The organism is Pedobacter sp. A2324 (genome assembly GCF_059693705.1).
The window spans coordinates 709118-728271 of the sequence record NZ_JCASSK010000002.1; the positions used below are offsets into that span (position 1 = coordinate 709118).

13 protein-coding genes and 1 tRNA gene are annotated in these 19154 nt (G+C 39.1%); 7 read left to right on the top strand and 7 right to left on the bottom strand.

The window, feature by feature from the left end:
• Window positions 1-39: 39 nt before the first annotated feature.
• From AC570I_RS08205 to AC570I_RS08215, 3 genes are all read left to right on the top strand, one after another.
• The gene (locus AC570I_RS08205; RefSeq protein WP_497405097.1) at window positions 40-1080 is read left to right on the top strand and encodes a cupin domain-containing protein; all 1041 of its coding nucleotides are present in this window, start codon (window positions 40-42) and stop codon (window positions 1078-1080) included.
• A gap of 20 nt (window positions 1081-1100) precedes the next feature.
• Window positions 1101-1838, top strand: coding sequence for a YoaK family protein (locus tag AC570I_RS08210; RefSeq protein WP_497405098.1), 738 nt, complete (start codon window positions 1101-1103; stop codon window positions 1836-1838).
• Window positions 1839-2329: 491 nt separating this feature from the next.
• Window positions 2330-2989 carry a hypothetical protein gene (locus tag AC570I_RS08215; RefSeq protein ID WP_497405099.1) on the top strand — a complete coding sequence of 220 codons (660 nt, stop codon included), beginning with the start codon at window positions 2330-2332 and terminating at the stop codon, window positions 2987-2989.
• A 58-nt stretch (window positions 2990-3047) separates the two neighbouring features.
• Here the strand turns inward: AC570I_RS08215 and AC570I_RS08220 are convergent.
• A tRNA-Arg gene (locus tag AC570I_RS08220) sits at window positions 3048-3119 on the bottom strand.
• Between the two features lie 587 nt (window positions 3120-3706).
• Here AC570I_RS08220 and AC570I_RS08225 point away from each other — a divergent pair.
• Window positions 3707-4174, top strand: a complete 468-nt coding sequence (locus tag AC570I_RS08225; RefSeq protein ID WP_497405100.1) for a hypothetical protein — start codon at window positions 3707-3709, stop codon at window positions 4172-4174.
• 123 nt (window positions 4175-4297) lie between these two features.
• The gene (locus tag AC570I_RS08230; RefSeq protein ID WP_497405101.1) at window positions 4298-4777 is read left to right on the top strand and encodes a hypothetical protein; all 480 of its coding nucleotides are present in this window, start codon (window positions 4298-4300) and stop codon (window positions 4775-4777) included.
• 150 nt (window positions 4778-4927) lie between these two features.
• On the opposite strand, the gene metG is transcribed toward AC570I_RS08230, so the two are convergent.
• Window positions 4928-7036 (bottom strand): methionine--tRNA ligase, encoded by a 2109-nt coding sequence (metG, locus tag AC570I_RS08235; RefSeq protein ID WP_497405102.1) that lies wholly within the window; start codon window positions 7034-7036, stop codon window positions 4928-4930.
• Window positions 7037-7076: 40 nt separating this feature from the next.
• On the opposite strand from metG, the gene AC570I_RS08240 reads away from it, so the two are divergent.
• Together AC570I_RS08240 and AC570I_RS08245 are read left to right on the top strand one after the other, a co-directional pair.
• A complete protein-coding gene (locus tag AC570I_RS08240; protein WP_497405103.1) occupies window positions 7077-7976 on the top strand; it encodes a S66 peptidase family protein in 900 nt (299 codons plus the stop codon).
• Between the two features lies 1 nt (window position 7977).
• Window positions 7978-8385, top strand: a complete 408-nt coding sequence (locus AC570I_RS08245; RefSeq protein WP_047799772.1) for a DoxX family protein — start codon at window positions 7978-7980, stop codon at window positions 8383-8385.
• Window positions 8386-8440: 55 nt separating this feature from the next.
• Here AC570I_RS08245 and AC570I_RS08250 read toward each other — a convergent pair whose 3' ends face one another.
• The 5 genes from AC570I_RS08250 to AC570I_RS08270 all read right to left on the bottom strand — a co-directional run bounded on the left by AC570I_RS08250 (window position 8441) and on the right by AC570I_RS08270 (window position 19146).
• Window positions 8441-9904 (bottom strand): RagB/SusD family nutrient uptake outer membrane protein, encoded by a 1464-nt coding sequence (locus tag AC570I_RS08250; RefSeq protein WP_047799771.1) that lies wholly within the window; start codon window positions 9902-9904, stop codon window positions 8441-8443.
• 18 nt (window positions 9905-9922) lie between these two features.
• Window positions 9923-13105 (bottom strand): SusC/RagA family TonB-linked outer membrane protein, encoded by a 3183-nt coding sequence (locus AC570I_RS08255; protein WP_497405104.1) that lies wholly within the window; start codon window positions 13103-13105, stop codon window positions 9923-9925.
• A gap of 427 nt (window positions 13106-13532) precedes the next feature.
• A complete protein-coding gene (locus tag AC570I_RS08260) occupies window positions 13533-15017 on the bottom strand; it encodes a RagB/SusD family nutrient uptake outer membrane protein (RefSeq protein WP_497405105.1) in 1485 nt (494 codons plus the stop codon).
• A 27-nt stretch (window positions 15018-15044) separates the two neighbouring features.
• The gene (locus AC570I_RS08265; protein ID WP_497405106.1) at window positions 15045-18023 is read right to left on the bottom strand and encodes a SusC/RagA family TonB-linked outer membrane protein; all 2979 of its coding nucleotides are present in this window, start codon (window positions 18021-18023) and stop codon (window positions 15045-15047) included.
• Window positions 18024-18480: 457 nt separating this feature from the next.
• Entirely contained in the window at window positions 18481-19146 is a 666-nt protein-coding gene (locus AC570I_RS08270) for a hypothetical protein (protein WP_497405107.1), read from the bottom strand.
• Window positions 19147-19154 lie beyond the last annotated feature (8 nt).

Here is a 19154-nt window from a genome sequence, read left to right on the forward strand (position 1 = left end):
AATTCAGATCAATCATTCAACCTCATAAAATAAATTATCATGGAAAAGCAGCAATTAAGTTTCAAATATGAGTTAGAGAAAAAAGTCCCAAGACTGGCACCAGGCGGAATAACCAGAGGCGCTTCGGTAAATGATTTTCCGGCATCTGTTGGCCTTGCCGGGGTTTCTATGCGCTTGCAACCGGGCGGTATGCGCGAATTACATTGGCATGCCAATGCTGCTGAATGGGGCTATGTGCTTACCGGAAGTATGCGCAATACCCTGGTACACCCCGATGGCACCAGCTACATTGACAATTTCGAACCCGGAGATGTGTGGTATTTCCCCAGGGGATATGGACATGCCTTAGAAGCTACAGGAAACACAGAATGCCACTTTATCCTGATTTTTGACAATGGCAATTTCTCTGAAGACCACACTTTTAGCGTAACTGATTTCATTGCCCACACCCCTAAAGAGATTGTAGCCCAGAATTTAGGACTTACCCTGGAAGAAGTAGCGCTTTTCCCAACCAAAGAGGCTTACTTTGTTTTGGGCGCAAACCCCGATGATAGTGCGGCAATTGCACAGCCACGAACTTACCCCATATTAACAAGTACACACCGCTACCCTCTGCATGCTCAGGCCCCGCGCGTAATACCGGGCGCAGGCAAACAACGGCTAGTATCACAAAACGAATTCCCGATCAGCAAAACCATCACCGGTTCGCTATTGGAACTGGAGCCTGGAGCCTTAAGGGAAATGCACTGGCATCCCAATGCTGATGAATGGCAATACTACATTTCAGGTAGTGCGGAAATGACGGTGTTCCTGGCTGAAGCCACAGCTGTGACAGAACAGTTCAGCGCAGGGGATGTAGGTTATGTACCAATGGGTGCTGGCCACTATATTAAAAACACAGGTACCGAAGTATGCAGGATATTAATCGGATTTAATTCGGGTAATTATGAGTCCATAGATTTGAGTGAATGGCTGGCTGCCAACCCCGATGATGTGCTGATGACTAATTTTGGAATCCCCGCAGAACTGGTGAAAAAACTTCCGGGCAGGAAACTGTTTATTGCCCCGGCAACATCATAATGGCTCTGTTAAACTGAACGATGAGCTCTCCTTTTAACCACACCATGAAACTGCCGGATGACCTGAAGCCAGGAACAAAAGATCCTCTGATGACCCTGAACCGGAAGCAGGAAATATTGCAGGTATGCCTGGCCGCCACAGCCGGATTCATTGATGCGTTTGGACTGATGAAGTTTAAAACTTACCTCTCGTTTATGAGCGGCAATACCACACAAAGCGGAAACCTGATGGCGAAAGGAAACTTTGGCGGCATGGCCCTGGCTGCTACTGCAATTGTTTCCTTTATAGCTGGAGTATTTCTAGGGAATGTGATGAAGCACCTGAACGAGTATAAGGAGCGGTGGTTGGGTTACGTGGTAGTTGCAGGCGGGCTCCTGAGCTACCTGATAGCTGACCGCAGCTGTGGTATTGCTACTGTACCGGCCGTGGCAATACTAGCTTTGTCAGTAGGTTTGATGAATACCCTGGCTGGCAAAGTGGGCAGGCAGGCTGTAAATCCTGATTTTGTAACCGGAACCCTAACCAATATGGCAGGTCATTGGGCGGAAGCCATGCTGAACAAATATCCCAGCGATAGTGAAGGCATTTGGGATACCCATAAGCGCCGCGCCGCATTGCTACTGGTGATATGGTTATGCTTTATTGCCGGCGCCATGCTGGCAACGGCGGTATTTTCCGGTATGGAAACCTGGGCGATGACGGTTCCCATTGTGGGCTTGCTTTTGATTTCATTTCAAAGGTTTAATCAAGGTAGGTAGCTAAAGCGGGCGACAGGGAGTTTAACGATAATCCTATGAGGCATATGACAATTATACAAATGAGGCTGGACTTAAGTTACCCCATATTTTAAGGTTAGCTCGATTTTTGGCCTTAAATGCCCAATAATCAACACTAGCAATTATAGAAATTAATGAATAGCTCTCTTCCAAAACCGCAGGTGGATATTTTTAACGATGCGTTACGAAGCAGAAAAGATCGATCAGAAGAACAGCAATCAAAATAGAAAGATATTAAAATAGATCATACTGCACATAATTACGAGTTTAGGACCAAAAGAAAACAGGAACGATCACTATGGACCATTCCTGTTCATCTAAATTAACGCTCTCGATATATAATACGGTTGATTCTCCTCTTTATTGTGCGTAATGAAATTAATTCAATCCTGGAAATACTGATAAGCATATAAAATGTTTATCTTTCGTTTCATAATTAATTCTAAAGCACAAACACTCAAAATCACTAAAAAATGAAAGCAATTATTTTATTCGCACTAAGCTTCATCGCATTATCAGTAAGCGCTCAACCAACTAGCATGAGATTTGAATCCTCTGATGGCAGAGTTCTCGGAGCAAAAAAATACGATAAAGTTGAGGGAAGCCCCTATCTAATTGAAAACTGGAATAAGGGTTCGTTTAAAACAGCATCAGGTAAAAAGATGGAAAATGCTGATTTAAAATATGATATTGCTGAAGACTTGTTGGTATTTAAGGGTTCCGACAATGAACCAATGTTTTTATCTGAACGGGTTTCATCATTTACCATAGAATCCCCTAATGGTCCACGTACTTTTGTGAATGGTTTTAAACCTGTAGATAAACTAAATGAAAAATCCTACCTGGAAGAAATTGCAGTTGGAAATATCTCGCTTTATAAACGGTTTACAGTATCCATTATCGATAGTAAAGGCTATGGATCAAATGCTGTTAGCGCATTGTTTACTCAAAACAGCAATTATTATATTAAGAAAGGTGATGTTCTGACCAAATTTACACCATCAAAAAAGAATGTCATTGCCTTGGTACCATCAAAAACGGATCAAATATCCGGATACTTAATAGCCGAGAAAACAGACTTTAAAAAAGATGCTGATTTGAAAAAGATATTTGACTTTATCAATACGCTTTAAGAGATTGGAACAATGTAGAAGTAAAACAAGAGTGCAGCCTTGCACTCTTGTTTTAAAGTAGCCCCGAGCAGAATCGAACTGCTATCTAAAGTTTAGGAAACTTCTATTCTATCCGTTGAACTACGGGGCCAGATTTTTTTAAACCTCTGCGAAAAGCGCCACCAAAATCTGGTAATCAATAAATTAAATGCTTAACTATGCAGTTAAGTGCTAATTAAACATTAAATTAATTTCGCAAATATAATAAAACTTTTGGCCTTGGAGTAGTTATTTCAAATGTAGGCTGGGCTGTAGACATATCCAAGGAGGTTTTATTCTTAAAAGAGTCAGAATTATAATGACGGAATATCCCGCCTCAGCGCCAACACAAAAACTCCAAAAGGATCTAAACTTTGATTCATCCCAATTCTAGACAAACTATCACTCAGTGTAAACAGACAGTTCATAGAGCCAACACCTCGGTTATTGATACAGGCGTATTAGTAATAGATTTTGACGGATGGAAAAAACTTATGAACTCTTCATACAATCAACAGGTTCTTGCTAAACTAAATAAAGTTTATAATATAATAACTTCAAATAATCAGCAAAAAATATATCTTAGAATTGAGAAAAATTTATGGTCTGATGCTAACGAAGCGTATTGTGACATCCTTAATAGAATAAAAATTTATGATACGGAATATATTAATTTTACTGACTATTTATATGAGTATTATGAGTTCTGCAGCAGGCCAAACTGATCAAAAAGATTTAATTATTAATTACTCAAAATTTATTTCTACAAATACTTTTGAAAATGCATCTCAAATTAAAAAAATTTATGTATATAATGAGTCTATATTGATTTTTCCAGTTATAAAATGGATGGATATGCCTACAAATGGCATTAAGGTAGAGATACCCAAATGGATAGGTACTTGTAAAAATTTGAAAGAATTTTACATGGTTGGTTTATTCATTTCGAATCTCGATAGTAATATTTTAAAGCTGGAAAGTTTAGAAAGACTTAAGTTTTCAATACACAAAAATTCAAATGTCGAGAAAATAATTTCTGATCTTGCGAAATTTAAATATCTAAAAGTTTTGGATCTATCGGATTCTATTATAGACAAAAAAAAATTAGCAAAATTTGAAATTGGTTTACCTAAAATTAAAATCATTGACTCAGCTTTTTTTAAATAGTACACTGTGTTTTTGACGTTCACTAATTTGTGTTTCGAAAAACAAGGAAAAGTAATTATTCTAAAATTGAAAGTTATTGACCACCCACCAAAATGATGAACAAGTATAATTAGCATTCGAACTATGTCATTTAATGAAATCAGGTATCACGAATTTTCTGCTATTGACTTTACAGAAATTTATATTAAACGACATCCAGAGGTATTAAAATTGGAGCATATTGTAATTTCCAACGCAAATTGGACAATTTATCCGCCAGATAATAAAATGCCGCCAAATGCTGTTTTTTATTCATTGCCAAAGGCCATAAAGGAGTTTAAATCGCTCAAAACATTATCATTAAAGGGGGTATTTCTTATTGAACTACCAACAGAGTTACAAGAGCTATCAGATTTAAAGCATTTGAGCATTCAATTAGCAGAAAAATCCGATATTAAAGGTATTTGTACAACACTTATTAAAATAGAAAAACTCGAAACCCTCAATCTAACTGGGTCAATCATCTCAGATGAAATATACCACAAAATTAAACGGGAACTACCTAATATCAAGTTAAGTGATGTAATTAGAAATATGCAAAATAAAGTAAATAAAAACAATTAACACCAAACTGATTCGCGAGTATTTGATTGTATGAACTAAAATAGTATACTAATGAGAGGAATAGACGGATAAAAATAAGGGGAGCCTGAACTCCCCTTGAATGCGCAAATATATAAAATTATCTATTGTTTCAAACTAAATCTCACCCTTCTACCGGATCACGCTACCTTCCGGAAACTTCTCAGCTGGTGCAACAAAAGTCAGCTTACCTTCAGCATTCTCTGCCATTAAAATCATTCCCTGAGATACGATCCCTTTGATTTCACGTGGTGCCAGGTTTACGATCATACTTACCTGCTTACCGATAATGTCTTCAGGCTTGTAATGTTCCGCGATTCCGGAAACAACCGTTCTTTCATCAATACCGGTATTCACCGTAAGCTTGAGGAGCTTCTTGGTTTTTTCTACTTTCTCGGCAGCAATAATGGTAGCCACGCGGATATCCATTGCAGAGAAATCATCGAAGTTAATATTTTCTTTAGCAGGGGTAGCAGTTGCATTGTTCGCCGCATTACTGGCTTTACTTTGGTTGAGTTTCTCTATCTGGAAGTCGATTTCAGCATCTTCAATTTTCTCAAACAACAGGGTAGCTTCACCAATGTCATGTCCACGTTTTAACAAACTAATAGAACCCGCATCATCCCAGTCGTGACCACCATTTTTCAGCATTTTCATTAACTTATCTGCAGTGAATGGCAGGAAGGGTTCAATCAAAATCTGAATGTTCGCGGCAATCTGTAGCGCAACATGCAAAATGGTACGCACCCGGTCTTCATCAGTTTTGATCAGTTTCCAGGGCTCTGTTTCAGCCAGATACTTGTTACCTAAACGGGCAACATTCATCACTTCCGAAAGCGCTTCTCTAAAACGGTACTGCTCTATAGAAGCCGATATCTTGGCAGGATAACCTGCTAATTCATCAATTACAGCCTGATCTACAGGGGTAATTTCCATACAGGTAGGCACTGAGCCACCAAAATACTTATGGGTAAGCACCACCACGCGGTTTACAAAGTTTCCGAGTATAGCTACCAGCTCATTGTTATTGCGGGCCTGGAAATCTTTCCAGGTAAAGTCATTGTCTTTGGTTTCAGGAGCCGTAGCCGTAAGCACATAACGTAAAACATCCTGTTTGCCTTCAAACTCACGCAGGTATTCATTTAACCAGACCGCCCAGTTCTTGGATGTCGATATTTTCTGACCTTCAAGATTCAGGAACTCATTTGCCGGAACATTATCTGCCAGGGTGTACTCACCATGTGCCATCAACATTGCCGGAAAAATGATACAGTGGAATACAATATTATCTTTACCGATAAAGTGAACCAATTTGGTTTCATCGCTTTTCCAGTATTCCTCCCAACCACATTTGTCAGAATCGAAATTGCTGATATAGTACTCCTCAGCCATCGGATTCCAAACATCGAGCTTGGCATAGTTACAAAGCTCTTTAGTAGCTGAAATGTAGCCAATAGGTGCATCAAACCAAACATAAAGTACTTTTCCTTCCGCATCGCGAAGCGGAACACGTACGCCCCAGTCTAAATCTCTGGTCATGGCGCGTGGCTGTAAGCCGGCATTTAACCAGCTTTGACATTGGCCGTAAACATTCGGGCGCCACTCTTTATGGCTTTCGATATAAGTTCTTAAACGCTCTTCATATCGGTCGAGCGGTAAAAACCAGTTTTTAGTCTCTTTTAGAATCGGCTGATCACCGGATAAAGTGGACTTAGGATTAATTAAGTCTGTTGCATTTAGGGTTGATCCGCAGTTTTCACACTGATCGCCATAGGCATTTTCATTTCCACATTTTGGACAAGTACCGGTGATATAACGATCGGCCAGGAATTGCTTCGCCGTAGGATCATAATATTGTTCAGTGATTTCTTCTGTGAATACGCCTTTATCGTAAAGTGTTTTGAAGAATTCTGCAGCAGTTTGATGATGCGTTTGAGAAGAAGTACGGTGGTAGATATCGAATGATACACCGAACTCCTTGAACGAATCACCAATGATTTTATGATATTTATCTACAACTTCCTGCGGCGTAATGCCTTCTCTTTTCGCTTTCAGCGTAATCGGCACCCCATTCTCGTCAGATCCACAGATGAACTTAACATCGCGTTTATTGGAGCGCAGGTAGCGGGCATAAATATCTGCAGGAATATACACTCCGGCAAGGTGACCAATATGTACAGGCCCATTGGTATAGGGAAGCGCTGCAGTAACGGTATATCTTTTTATTTTACTATTATCCAAAACAATTTTTATTATTTTGGCAAAGATAAGTGTTTTGAAGATGATAAAGCAGCCCCCGTATTTAAAAAAAGGAGATAAGATCGGCCTCGTTTGTCCGGCGAAGAAATTACCCAAATCCATTGATACCGCAATTGCAGTTTTAGAAAGCTGGGGACTGGAAGTAGTGATCGGGAAAAGCGTTTATGCCAGTCACCATCAGTTTGCCGGAACCGATCAATTGAGAACCCGCGACATTCAGCAGTTTCTTGACGATACCAGCATCAGGGCTATTATTTCCGGCCGAGGAGGCTATGGGAGTATCCGTATTATTGATGAGCTGGATTTTACTGTATTTAAACAACATCCAAAATGGTTTGTGGGTTTTAGTGACATCACCGTAATACTTTCGCACATCATTGCGCAAACACAAACACAGTGCCTGCATGCACAAATGCCATATACCTTTGAGGAGTCGACCCCTTCGGCAATTGAATCTTTAAGAGCAACGCTGTTTGGCGAGCCGCAGGAATACAGCTATACCAGCACTTTCAAAAGCAGGGCAGGAGTGGGTGAAGGCATTTTGCTTGGTGGTAATCTCACCCTTCTGGTTAATATGCAGGGTTCAGTTTCGGAAATGGATTTCGACAATAAAATTCTTTTTTTGGAGGATGTTGGCGAGCAGGAGTATGCCATAGACCGCATGATGCGCATGTTGAAACGCGCAGGGAAACTCGCCAAATTAAAAGGTTTGATTATCGGCGCTTTCAATGAGATAGCTGAAGAGAAAATATCTTTTGGACAAACGGCTGAAGAGGTGATATGGGACGTGGTGAAAGAATACGCCTATCCGGTTTGCTTCAACTTCCCGACAGGGCATATAGACAACAACCTGAGCATGGCACTGGGCGCTAACGTTGCGTTAAAGGTTGAAAACAATAACGTTCACTTTAAATATTTATAACATGGCAATTCTGGATACTTTAGGAAAGTACCGCAACACAGGCTTATTACTGCTCCGTTTAGGAATCGGGGTAATGTTCATCATCCATGGTTTCCCTAAACTGGCTGGCGGTCCTCATGGCTGGACGGGCTTGGGTGGAAGCATGAAAGTGGTGGGGATTAATTTTCTTCCTGTTTTCTGGGGCTTTATGGCCGCAGCGACTGAAACCTTCGGGGGATTTTTATTGATTGTGGGATTGTTTTTCCGCCCTGCCTGTATTTTACTGGTTTTCACAATGATTGTGGCAGCGCTGGTACATTTTGGAAAGGGAGATGGGTTGCAGGGTGCGAGCCATGCAATAGAATCGGGTATTTTGTTTCTGAGTTTGATTTTTATCGGTCCAGGGAAATATAGTGTGGATAAGAAGTAAGGCAATTTTTTCAGAATAAAAAAGGCGATTTGAAAGATTCAAATCGCCTTTTTTATTAATTATCTGTCATCAATTTATTGAGAGATAATTCATCTGATGAAATTGGCCAGATGTAACCACTTTCCGTTGGTCCTTTTGAAGGAGCGCTTCCTTTTGCCGGGATGGTTAATAATAATCTCGTTAAATCAGGTGCACGTAAGCCCTCACCTAAAAATTCGATTCTTCTTTCCAACAATAGTGCGTCGGTAAAGTCTGCTACGGATGTTGGTACAAGTGTAGTTGTTGCATCCGAACGCTGACGAACAGCATTGAGTAACAATAGTGCTTGCGGATCAATTGTATTGGTGCTACGAACCCTTGCTTCAGCTAAATTCAATAGGACTTCCGCCCATCTGATTACAGGAACATAATCTGTATAAGGACTTGCTGTGGTGTATTTGGCAACAAATTGCTTTGATGCCGATGAGGTGAAGATCAAAGCTCTTCTTTTATCAGCAGCTTTCCAGGCCGTATTTGCGATAATGCCCGTAGGATTTAATGAAAATTCGGTTGTTCCGGCTACCGATCCTGTCCAGTAAAAATAAGATGAAAGGGAATTCTGAGTACCAGGGTAATCAAGCGGACTCGCCGAAGAAGTCATTGGTAAGGAGAATACAGATTCAGCAGTGGTATAAGGTGCTTTGAATACCGAGGCAATATCTGATACCAGATCATTAGCCACATTCACCTTTGCCTTAAAAGGAGCAACTGCCGGTACCAGCTTATTGGCTTCAGTAATTACTTCAGCCCATTTACCCATTGTGAGATAAACCCTGGTTTTTAATGCAATTGCAGTGTTTTTATGGGCTCTGGTAGTATTCAATAACGCTGTGGCATTGGTTGATGGCAGATTTGCTTCTGCGTAATTTAAATCAGAAAGAATCTGTGTATAAACCTGATCAACAGTACTTCGTGCCAGATCAGATGAACCCGGACCGGTAATTCCAGTTAAACGAAGTGGCAAACCTGGCTTACTTCCGTTTCCATCAGCATATGGCCTGGCAAAGAGCTGTAATAAACTGTAGTAAGATAAGGCTCTTATCAATCTGGCTTCGGCAGTATATTTTGCCCCGGTAGCTTCTCCTACAACAGAATTTCCTTTCGAGGTCATCCCGTCAATAAAAACATTACACCTGTTGATAGTAAGATAAGCCTGAGACCACAGTCCTTTAACTGAAGTTGCACTATTAGCCAGGTTCATGCTCCAAACATCTGAAGCAGTAACTAAATTCCCGGTTTCATTGATAAAGTCTTCACTTCTGATGCTTCCGTAAACCAAATAACGACCACCATAAAAAGCACCATTCTTTAACGAGCCATATAATGAATTGGCCTGGCTCTCAATACGGAACTGCGTATCGAAAGCATTTTCTGCAGCTACAGATGTTTTAAGTGACGGATCGAGCAACTCTCTTTTGCAAGAGCTGGTAAACACGACTGCCGAACACAAAATAGCTATATATAAATTTCTTTTGTTCATGATTAATTCCTTTATATTTTAAAAGCCTAAACTAAGTCCCATAGTATATGTTCTGGCGTTTGGACCTGAGTTGCGGTCTGAACCTTGTCCGGATGCGCTTGATCCATTGGATGACACTTCAGGATCTGGTCCGGGATATTTAGTGATAATGGCAAGGTTTTGTCCGGCTACGTAAACGCGTAAACGGTTTATTCCTGATTTACCGAATGCAGTTGAAGGAATGGTATAGCCTAAACTTAAATTTCTAAGCTTAACGAAATCTCCCTTGAAAACATTTATATCCAATGGAATGGTATTACCATATGAAACGTTATCTGTGTAGATGGCTCTTGGGAAATCGGTTACGTCACCTGGTTTTTGCCAACGGTTTAATACATCTACAGCATTGTTCCAGTATCTCTGATCGTGTAGACCAGCATTTGTTCCATAAGAAACCCAGAAACCTAACTGATAAGTTAGCATTACGTTTAAATCGAAGTCTTTATAACGGAAGGTATTATCAAAACCACCATAGAACTTAGGCGCAGTGTTGTGATACATCTCTGCATCAGCTCCTTGCGTTATTGGTGGTGCGGTTGCGCCATTATCTAAATAAGTCCACTGTGACGCACCTGTAGGTACAATATGCTGATAAGTTACAGCGCGGCCTGCTTTATTGATGAAGATTCTTCTACCAGTAGCCGGATCAACTCCGCCGGTACGCACAACATATAAGTAACCTACTGAATAACCCGGGATACTGCGGTTAACATTTTCCCCTGTAGTGGTTGATCCTGTAGGCGTAACAATCTCCGTTAAACCTGGAGCCAGAGCTGTAACTTCATTTTTATTGTATGAAATATTGAAGTTACTATTCCATGAGAAATCATTCGATTTAAGTGGTGTTGCATTCACGTTAAACTCAAAACCTTTATTATACATCGAGCCAACGTTGGTAGCAACCGTAGAGGGAACACCTGTTGAAGGCGATTGCGAAACGTTTAGAATTAAACCGTCGATGTTGTTTTTGTAATAATCGATCTCAAATTCAATACGACCTTTTAGAATTCCGAAATTGATACCAATATCGGTTTTCTTACTGGTTTCCCAGGTAAGCTCTTTGTTCCCTGCCGCACTGTAGATTGACGAAGCTACACCACCATACAAGGCAGATCCATAAGTAGAAAAGGTAGCATAATCTCCAATTCCGGAAATATTACCTACTTTTCCATAGCTACCTTTCAATTTGAAACTGCTAAATACTTTGTCTAAACCAGCATCGCTCCAGAAATTTTCTTTAGTAATTTCCCATCCTGCTGAAGCTCCCCAAAAAGTTCCTTTTTTGATACCTAGAGCAGAATACTCGTCTTGTCTTAAATTACCACTTAAAAAGTATTTTCCGTTGTAGTTATAGTTTAATCGCCCGAAATACGACAACAGATAATTTTCACCGTAAGCGGCACCTGTTGAGTTATTTAGCGTAAAGCCGGCCTGAACTACATCGTAAGCAGGATCGGTTAAGCCCTGGCGATCGATCCCATAGCCTGTAACCGTATTGCGTTGCTGCTCCTGTCCAAGTAGTAGGTTAAAGTTATGGTTAGATACAGCATAATCAGCTTGTGCAGTATTGGTCCATGTCCAGTTTTTTCTTTTTCTAAAAGCACCGATGGCCTCACCGCTTACACCTTGTCCTGGTCCGTGAACCGGGTTGTAAAAGATATCATTGTCGCTATTGATATAATCAATACCATACATGGATTTTAGATTTAACCATTTAAATGGGGTTAATTGCAAATAGGCATTTGACTGAAGATGGTCAAGCTCGTTATTTTCCCTATTTAAAGATAATACCTGAGCAAAGTTGTAAAATCCTACCTGGTTACCGGTTACAATGTTATTCATCGGGCCTACGAAGGTTGCACCTAAGTTGAAACTACCATCATTGTTGTACGGTGAAACGTTTGGCGAATTTACCAGTGCAGTTCTGGCTATCCCTGAAGTACCATAAGCTTCGCCATTCAACGAACCTGATGATATAGCAGCCAGGTTTTTCTCATTTGAATAAGATAATTTACCACCGATGGTAATAAACTTATTCAACTTGCTGTCGATATTAAACAAACCATTTAATCGCTTGAAATCATTTTTTTGATATATACCTTGTTGATTGGTATAACCAAAGCCCATGTAGTACTTCGTATTATCAGTACCGCCTGAAACATTAACATTGTGATTTTGTGACACGCCTGTGCGATATGCATAATCATACCAGTTGGTATTGATAGGCTGCCCGTCAGGACCATTGGTTAGCGCAAATTTCTGTACCTGGGTAACACCATTCAGCGTAACATTCATACTATTGGCGCGGATGGCTACAGCATTGGCAATTGCTTCATTTTTATAATCTGTATACTGGAAAGCATCAAGTAGTTTTGGTAAACGATACGCTTCCGACCATCCAACATAAAAATCGTAATTTACTTTTGGAGCACCTGTTTTACCCCGTTTAGTAGTAACGAACACTACTCCGTTTGCTGCACGGCTACCGTAGATGGCTGTTGAAGCAGCATCTTTAGCAATATCAATACTCTCAATATCATTTGGGTTGATACTTGCAAGTGGATTTGCTGCAGAGGCTGTTAAACCCTGATCGCCTGTTGTAGCAACAATTCCATCGATAACAAACAGCGGTTGGGAACTCAATGAGATGGAATTTGTTCCCCTGATCCTGAATACCGGCGGGGTATTTAACACACCCGCGGGAACTGTAATTTGAACACCCGATGCCCTACCTGCTAAACCTGCCTCCAAACTTTGAATTGGCTTCTGGGCTATGGCGGCGCCGCTAACAGATGCGGTACTTCCAGTAGTTTCACCTCTTTTTTGAGTACCGTATCCTACAACAACAACATCTGTTAATGTTTGCGAATCATTTTCTAACGATACGTTAAGTGTGTTTGAAGAGCCAATGGTTCGGGTAATGGTTGTAAACCCGATAGATGAAAATTCAAGTGATGTTACGCCGGCTGCAATCTTAACGGAGAATTTGCCATCTGCGCCGGTTGTGGTTCCACCGGCTGCTCCTTTAGTTTTGACAGTTACACCAGGAAGTGGCATCCCATCTTCCTTCGCGGTAACAGTACCTGTGATTGTTCTTTGCTGAGCCATTGCAGTACCTGCGACAAACAGCAGCATGAACAAACTCTGTAAAAGTTTTTTCATAAAATTTAGTTTAGGTTAATTGATTATTTTCCTAATATAGAATTTAGGAACCTGTAATGCAAATATTACAAACTAATTTTATAATTTGAATTTCTACCTTTTACCCAAAAGTGATTAAACTAACATTAATAAATCCGCTAATTCACAATATAAACTTGACTTTTATCAAAATATTTAGAGAAAATAAGCGTTTATTCTGGCGAAAAACGCATAAATACTAAAAATTCATGTCAGATATAATTGCTTATAGGCAATAAAAAATATCGAAATAGATAAAAAAAAAGCTAAATATCCGAAAATGTTTGACAGCTGACTATAATAAATCAGTTGAATCACAACTACGCTTTTCACTTTATAGAATGCCTGGAAAGAAAAAAGCCGCATCCTACATTAATAGGATACGGCTTTATAATATACTAAAATTAAACTACCAACCTGGATTTTGAGTTAGATTAGGATTTAATAATAAATCATTTGTAGGCAAACCCCAGGTAAATTTAGGATCTGTAGCACTAATGGTTAAATTGATGAAACCAGTATTTGGATTTACAGCAGCCGGAACTTGAGCTGTACCTCTCGTGAAACCTAAACCCCAACGCTTTAAATCAAATAAGTGCAAGCCTTCGAAGTTTAATTCACGTGTACGCTCAGCTCTAATCTGATCTAACAACGTTCCTCCTGTTAAACCACTCAAAGCGGTTAATCCTCTGGCTGTACGTAATGCGTTTAACTGAATAACTGCGTTACCAACATCACCGGCGTTCGCAGCAGCTTCTGCCGCAATTGCATAAATCTCACCAATACGGAAGATTTTGTTTGCATTCTGGTAATTGGTAATTGTACTGGTGAATAATGCTGGATTACCAGGATATTTATTAACTAACCATACGTTATTATATCTTACACCTTGAATCAACAATGTTTTTTGTTCGAAGTATGTTGGTTTACGTAAGTCAGTAGCATCGTAGCTATCCACGACAGTTTGAGTCGGGATGAAATCCGGAACAAATGCTGTACCCGCACCGTTGATACCTAAATAAATACTATTTGTATTTACTTGTTCAGCTAATGTAGCTGCGATACGGAAAATATCCTCCTGATAAGTATCATTAGTCCAATAACTTTTAATTGTTGCAGCAGTATTATATAATGGGTAACGGCCGCTGGCAATTAATGTATTTGCTGCTGCGTATGCACCTGCCCAATCTTGCATATACAAACGTACACGAGCTTCAAATGCTAAAATTGCGTCTGGTGTAAAATATTTAGCACCCTTGTGATTAACACGTTTAGTATTAAGAGATTTTGCAACTGCAATATCAGCTAGAATTTGGTCGTACGTTGCTTTCAAAGTCGCTCTTCCAGGTTTTGCAGTTAAATCGAACTCCGTAAGCAATGGAACTCCCGCATCACTCGCTGCTGTAGCGGGGTTATAAGCTTTCGCATATCTTAATGCTAAGTTTTGCAAATAATAAGCACGAAGTAATCTCGCATCAGCCTTAAATGTGTTTAAACTATCTGTTTCAGCGGCACTTGTTGGAGTAATTTGATCGTACCCTTTTATCACAATGTTAACATTTGATAATCCATTGTAATAGCCTTGATAAACACCTGCTACATCATCGGCATTAAAAAACGTTCCCCAACGATGAGGTGCACCATTTCTGTTACCAAAATCTAATGATGCGTTTAATTGTTCGCCTTGCACTTCCTGAGGAATGTTGTAACTTCCATACACACGAGCCCTAAGCGCTGCGTATAAACCGTTATCCCAGTATTTTGCATCCTGAAGGGTTTTGAAACCTGTTTCAATGGCTACGGCATCGTACGGTGTTAAATCTAATTTTTTACAAGAAGTAATCACCGTTAAAGCTAATATCGCCCCTACCAGCCCTAATATTATTTTTTTCATAACTTTATTTTTAAAGTAATTCAACTATTAAAATGTTAACTGCAGACCAAAACCAACTTGTTTTGTATTAGGATTATTTCCTAAAGCTAAGTTACTATCAACTTCAGGATCTGGTCCTGTGTATTTAGTAAATGTTAACAAGTTACGAGCTAAGAAGAACACCCTGGCTCCTTTAACTACCTTTGTTTTATTTAAAAGATTTTGTTTGAAATTGTATCCAACCTGCAAACTTTTTAACCTGATAAATGAAGCGTCTTCAATTAATCTTGAGTCAAATTGTGTAAATTGTTGAGTTAACGCAGGGAACCTGGCATCCTGACCCGGTGTTGTCCAGTAATCTAATACGCCTTTTGCCTGGTTGAAACCAGCGAAGGTTGTTGGGTTTTCAAAGAAATATCTATCGTTGTTGATTAAATATTTTCCTTTAGAATAGGTAAAGTCAACTGATGTATAGAAACCATCATAACCAGCATTAAAACCAAATCCACCATTTAACCAAGGGTAACGCTCAATACCAGTATTTTGTGCCAGTCCTGCTGCTGAGAATGAATTGGTTACAGCTGCATTATCTGTTCTTGTATTGATAATTCCATCACCGCTGTTTGGTAAATACCATTGAGGCAAACCATTTGCTGAATTAACTCCTGCCCACATTGGATACGAGAATGATACTGGCTGTCCAATTGCCCAAAGTACTCCTGTATTTGGTAGAATATAATAGTTCTTTCCCTGGAATAGTTCAGTGATTTTGTTTCTGTTAAAGTTTGCGTTGAAATATGGTGTGATATAGGCACCCTTAAGCGCTTTCGGACTTAACACATCGAAATCTAAAGTCACATCTAAACCTTTATTCTGTAATGCACCAATGTTGGTTCTAACTGTTGCATAACCAGTAGTAAATGGTTGCGGAACATTAATCAACTGATTGCTCGTTTCACGGAAATAATATTCAAGGTCTAATCTAATGCGATTCAAGAACGAAGATTTAACACCTACCGATGTTTTCCTTTGTCTTTCCCATCCTAATTCAGGATTACCCGAGGCAGCTGTAGCTAAACCGAAGTTACCATTGTAGTTCCCGGAAGCACTTGCAGTAGCTAAACTTTCATAGTTACCAATAGCAGAGTTACCACTTGTACCTATACTGGCACGTAACACAAGGTCATCAAGCCAGCTAACTTCACTTAAGAATTTTTCTTGCTTAATTCTCCACATTGCACCAACCGCCCAAAATGTTGCATTTTGTTTGTTAGCACCAAATCGGGATGATTTATCTTCACGAACAGACCCATCCAAATAGTATCTGTTTTTGAAGTTATACTCAAGACGACCAAAAAGTGACTTATAGGCATATTCTGTTAAAGATGAACTTACCCCTCTATTGGTTGCAGTACCATTTTGTAGCAAGAACAAATCATCAGTTGGTAAACCAACAGTACTACCGCTAAATTGATTACGCGTTCCATCTACATATTCCTGTCCGGCAAGGGCCGTAAAATTATGTTGATCAAAACTAAATTTATACTCTAACGTATTTGTCCACGTTTTGGTAAGATTCCTGTCATAGGTTTCATTCAAGGTACCTGCCCCCAAACCGCCGACAAATGATGGAAGGCGTCCAAAAGTTTCTCTGTAGATATAACCGTCCATACCCGCCTGAGATTTAAAAGTCAGGTTTTTGATCGGTTTGATTTCAATATAACCCGTTGGATTGAATTGAAGATTATTTCCATTGTAAGGGTTGGTATCTTGTAGGTATCTAGGGCTATAACGTCCTAAACCCGGAATCAAAACGCCATAGTACTCATTTCCATTTGCATCATATGGCGAAAACCATGGCTGAGCCAATAGTGATAATCCTCCATTTACACTGTTTGAATTGTACTGGTTGGATTGTCTGTTATCTGTACCAGCAGATAAGTTGATACCAAATTGGATATAATCATTAATCTTGGTATTGATATTCGAACGGAAGGTAATACGATCGAATGCCGAACGGTACATAATACCTGCAGACTTGAAGTAACTGCCTGAAACATAGTAAGAAGTCTTACCAGCACCACCAGAAACGTTTAAATCTGCCTGATAAACTGGTGCATCTTTTTTATAATAATAATCGTACCAGTTGAAATCATTTGGATATTGCGCAAGCAATGCATCCGAAGCAGCTTGGGTTCTTAGCCCTTGTCTAACTTGTAGTGCGCTTAGTTCAGCTGTGTTTAACGTATTTTTGTAAAAGTCATCGTTAGCATTATTTGTTACTGAGTACTGACTTTGTACAGTAATTGTTGATGTGCCAATCTGGCCACGTTTTGTAGTGATGTACAATACACCATTAGCCGCGCGTGAACCATAAATTGAAGTAGCAGAAGCATCTTTCAATACCGAAACCGACTCAATATCGTTAGGGTTCAAACTTACAATACTTCCTTCATTCACCTGAACACCATCTAATAAATAAAGCGGCGTGTTACTTGCACCCAATGATCCAACACCATGTAATCTCAAAGATGACGTGGCAGATGGTTCACCTGAAGAGGTAAATACCTGCAAACCGGCAACTTTACCCTGCATAGCATCAAAAGCGTTTGCTACTGGCTTGTTTTCAATAGTTTTTGCACTTACTGTTGTTACTGATCCAACAATGGATGAAACTCTTCTTCCTGATCCATAACCGCTAACAACAACTTCGTCCAAAATTCTTGAGTCATTTTCAAGACTCCCGTTTAACGTAGTTGCACTGGCAGCTAAAGTTCTGGTAATAGTTGTAAATCCGATAGAAGAGAATTCAATTTCTACACTACCGGTGTTAGAAATTCTAAGTGTGTACTTACCGTTTACATCACTTGTGGTACCTGCTGTACCGTTTTTGACTTTTACAGTTGCTCCTGGAATTGGTAGTCCATCATCTTTTCCTGTCACAATACCTGTAATCGTTCTGTTCTGAGCCAACGCAACTGAAGCGAAGATTAAGAACATGAACAAACTTAGTAGAAGTTTTTTCATGAAATTTAAGTTAGTGAATGATTTATTTGTAATAATTAATCACTAAATATAGAACACAAAAAAGTTACATTAACAATTTTTAACAATTTCTGTTTTAAAGATTATTTTCAAATGACACTAAAAATTTAGTTATTCGTTATTAGAATACCAGATTAAAACCTCATTAGAACTTCTATGATTATTATCACGATGATATTTAAAAAAGAGCAATTTTTTAAAACTGCTGATCATCAAGTTTTTCAGGATGTAATGGTATTATATTTCAGATAACAAACAAGCCTGTCAAATCTTGGGTGGAAATACTATATTCGAACTACCTTACAAACGTTTAACTGTATATGATGATTATACTTCACACATCGTACATAAAACCGACTGCTATTTGTTGATCAGATATCTAAAGTGTAATTCTTTAAAGTAAAAAACCTTCGGTCGATAATGAACATCCAATTTCACATTACAATGTATCATAGTAAGTTAACAGTTTGACAATTCCGTCGTCTGTTTTCACATCAAGCTTATTCTCTTTGATATATTTTGATAGCTGATCAGCTTTCCCAAGTAAAGAAATAATAGATTTTTCATTATTCTTTACCTTTACAGGCCTGTTATCTTCTTTAACAAGGTAAAAAAATGTCTCATCTGCAACCTTGTATTCTATACTCGCACTATTATACGATTTACTTTCAAGTACTATTTTGGAATCCTTTTTAAGATATTTCACTTTTCCATCGTAAATCACGTTATAAAAGGTTTTTTCTGTAAATCTGTCAACTGTAGAAAAACCATTTTTATAAATCTCACTAGACCCCAATATTTGAAACTCTTTAGGTGGATCTGTGAAAGTATACTCGTTGCCGCCTTCCCCCTTAACAACCAAGATATCATCTAAAAGATCATATTTGATTGACTCTTTTTTGGGTTGCACACCTTCCCCAAATTTAACTGTAGCAATTTGCCATTCCGCATAAAGATAAGGTGATCCCAACAAGTCTGCTCGAGACTCTTTAACAGTAATAAGATTTTTATAAGTATTTACAGTTGTAATTTGGGCATTAAGTTTTTCCGTAAAAATAACTGAAGCAATTAAGGTAATCAGTAAATAATGATGTGACTTCTTCATAAAATAAA

Excerpts from the sequence above, each read along its gene's own strand:
- AC570I_RS08205 (WP_497405097.1), top strand. The coding sequence starts at position 40 with ATGGAAAAGCAGCAATTAAGTTTCAAATATGAGTTAGAGAAAAAAGTC.
- AC570I_RS08210 (WP_497405098.1), top strand. The coding sequence starts at position 1,101 with ATGAGCTCTCCTTTTAACCACACCATGAAACTGCCGGATGACCTGAAG.
- AC570I_RS08215 (WP_497405099.1), top strand. The coding sequence starts at position 2,330 with ATGAAAGCAATTATTTTATTCGCACTAAGCTTCATCGCATTATCAGTA.
- AC570I_RS08225 (WP_497405100.1), top strand. The coding sequence starts at position 3,707 with ATGAGTTCTGCAGCAGGCCAAACTGATCAAAAAGATTTAATTATTAAT.
- AC570I_RS08230 (WP_497405101.1), top strand. The coding sequence starts at position 4,298 with ATGTCATTTAATGAAATCAGGTATCACGAATTTTCTGCTATTGACTTT.
- AC570I_RS08240 (WP_497405103.1), top strand. The coding sequence starts at position 7,077 with ATGATAAAGCAGCCCCCGTATTTAAAAAAAGGAGATAAGATCGGCCTC.
- AC570I_RS08245 (WP_047799772.1), top strand. The coding sequence starts at position 7,978 with ATGGCAATTCTGGATACTTTAGGAAAGTACCGCAACACAGGCTTATTA.
- AC570I_RS08250 (WP_047799771.1), bottom strand. The coding sequence starts at position 9,904 with ATGAACAAAAGAAATTTATATATAGCTATTTTGTGTTCGGCAGTCGTG.
- AC570I_RS08255 (WP_497405104.1), bottom strand. The coding sequence starts at position 13,105 with ATGAAAAAACTTTTACAGAGTTTGTTCATGCTGCTGTTTGTCGCAGGT.
- AC570I_RS08260 (WP_497405105.1), bottom strand. The coding sequence starts at position 15,017 with ATGAAAAAAATAATATTAGGGCTGGTAGGGGCGATATTAGCTTTAACG.
- AC570I_RS08265 (WP_497405106.1), bottom strand. The coding sequence starts at position 18,023 with ATGAAAAAACTTCTACTAAGTTTGTTCATGTTCTTAATCTTCGCTTCA.
- AC570I_RS08270 (WP_497405107.1), bottom strand. The coding sequence starts at position 19,146 with ATGAAGAAGTCACATCATTATTTACTGATTACCTTAATTGCTTCAGTT.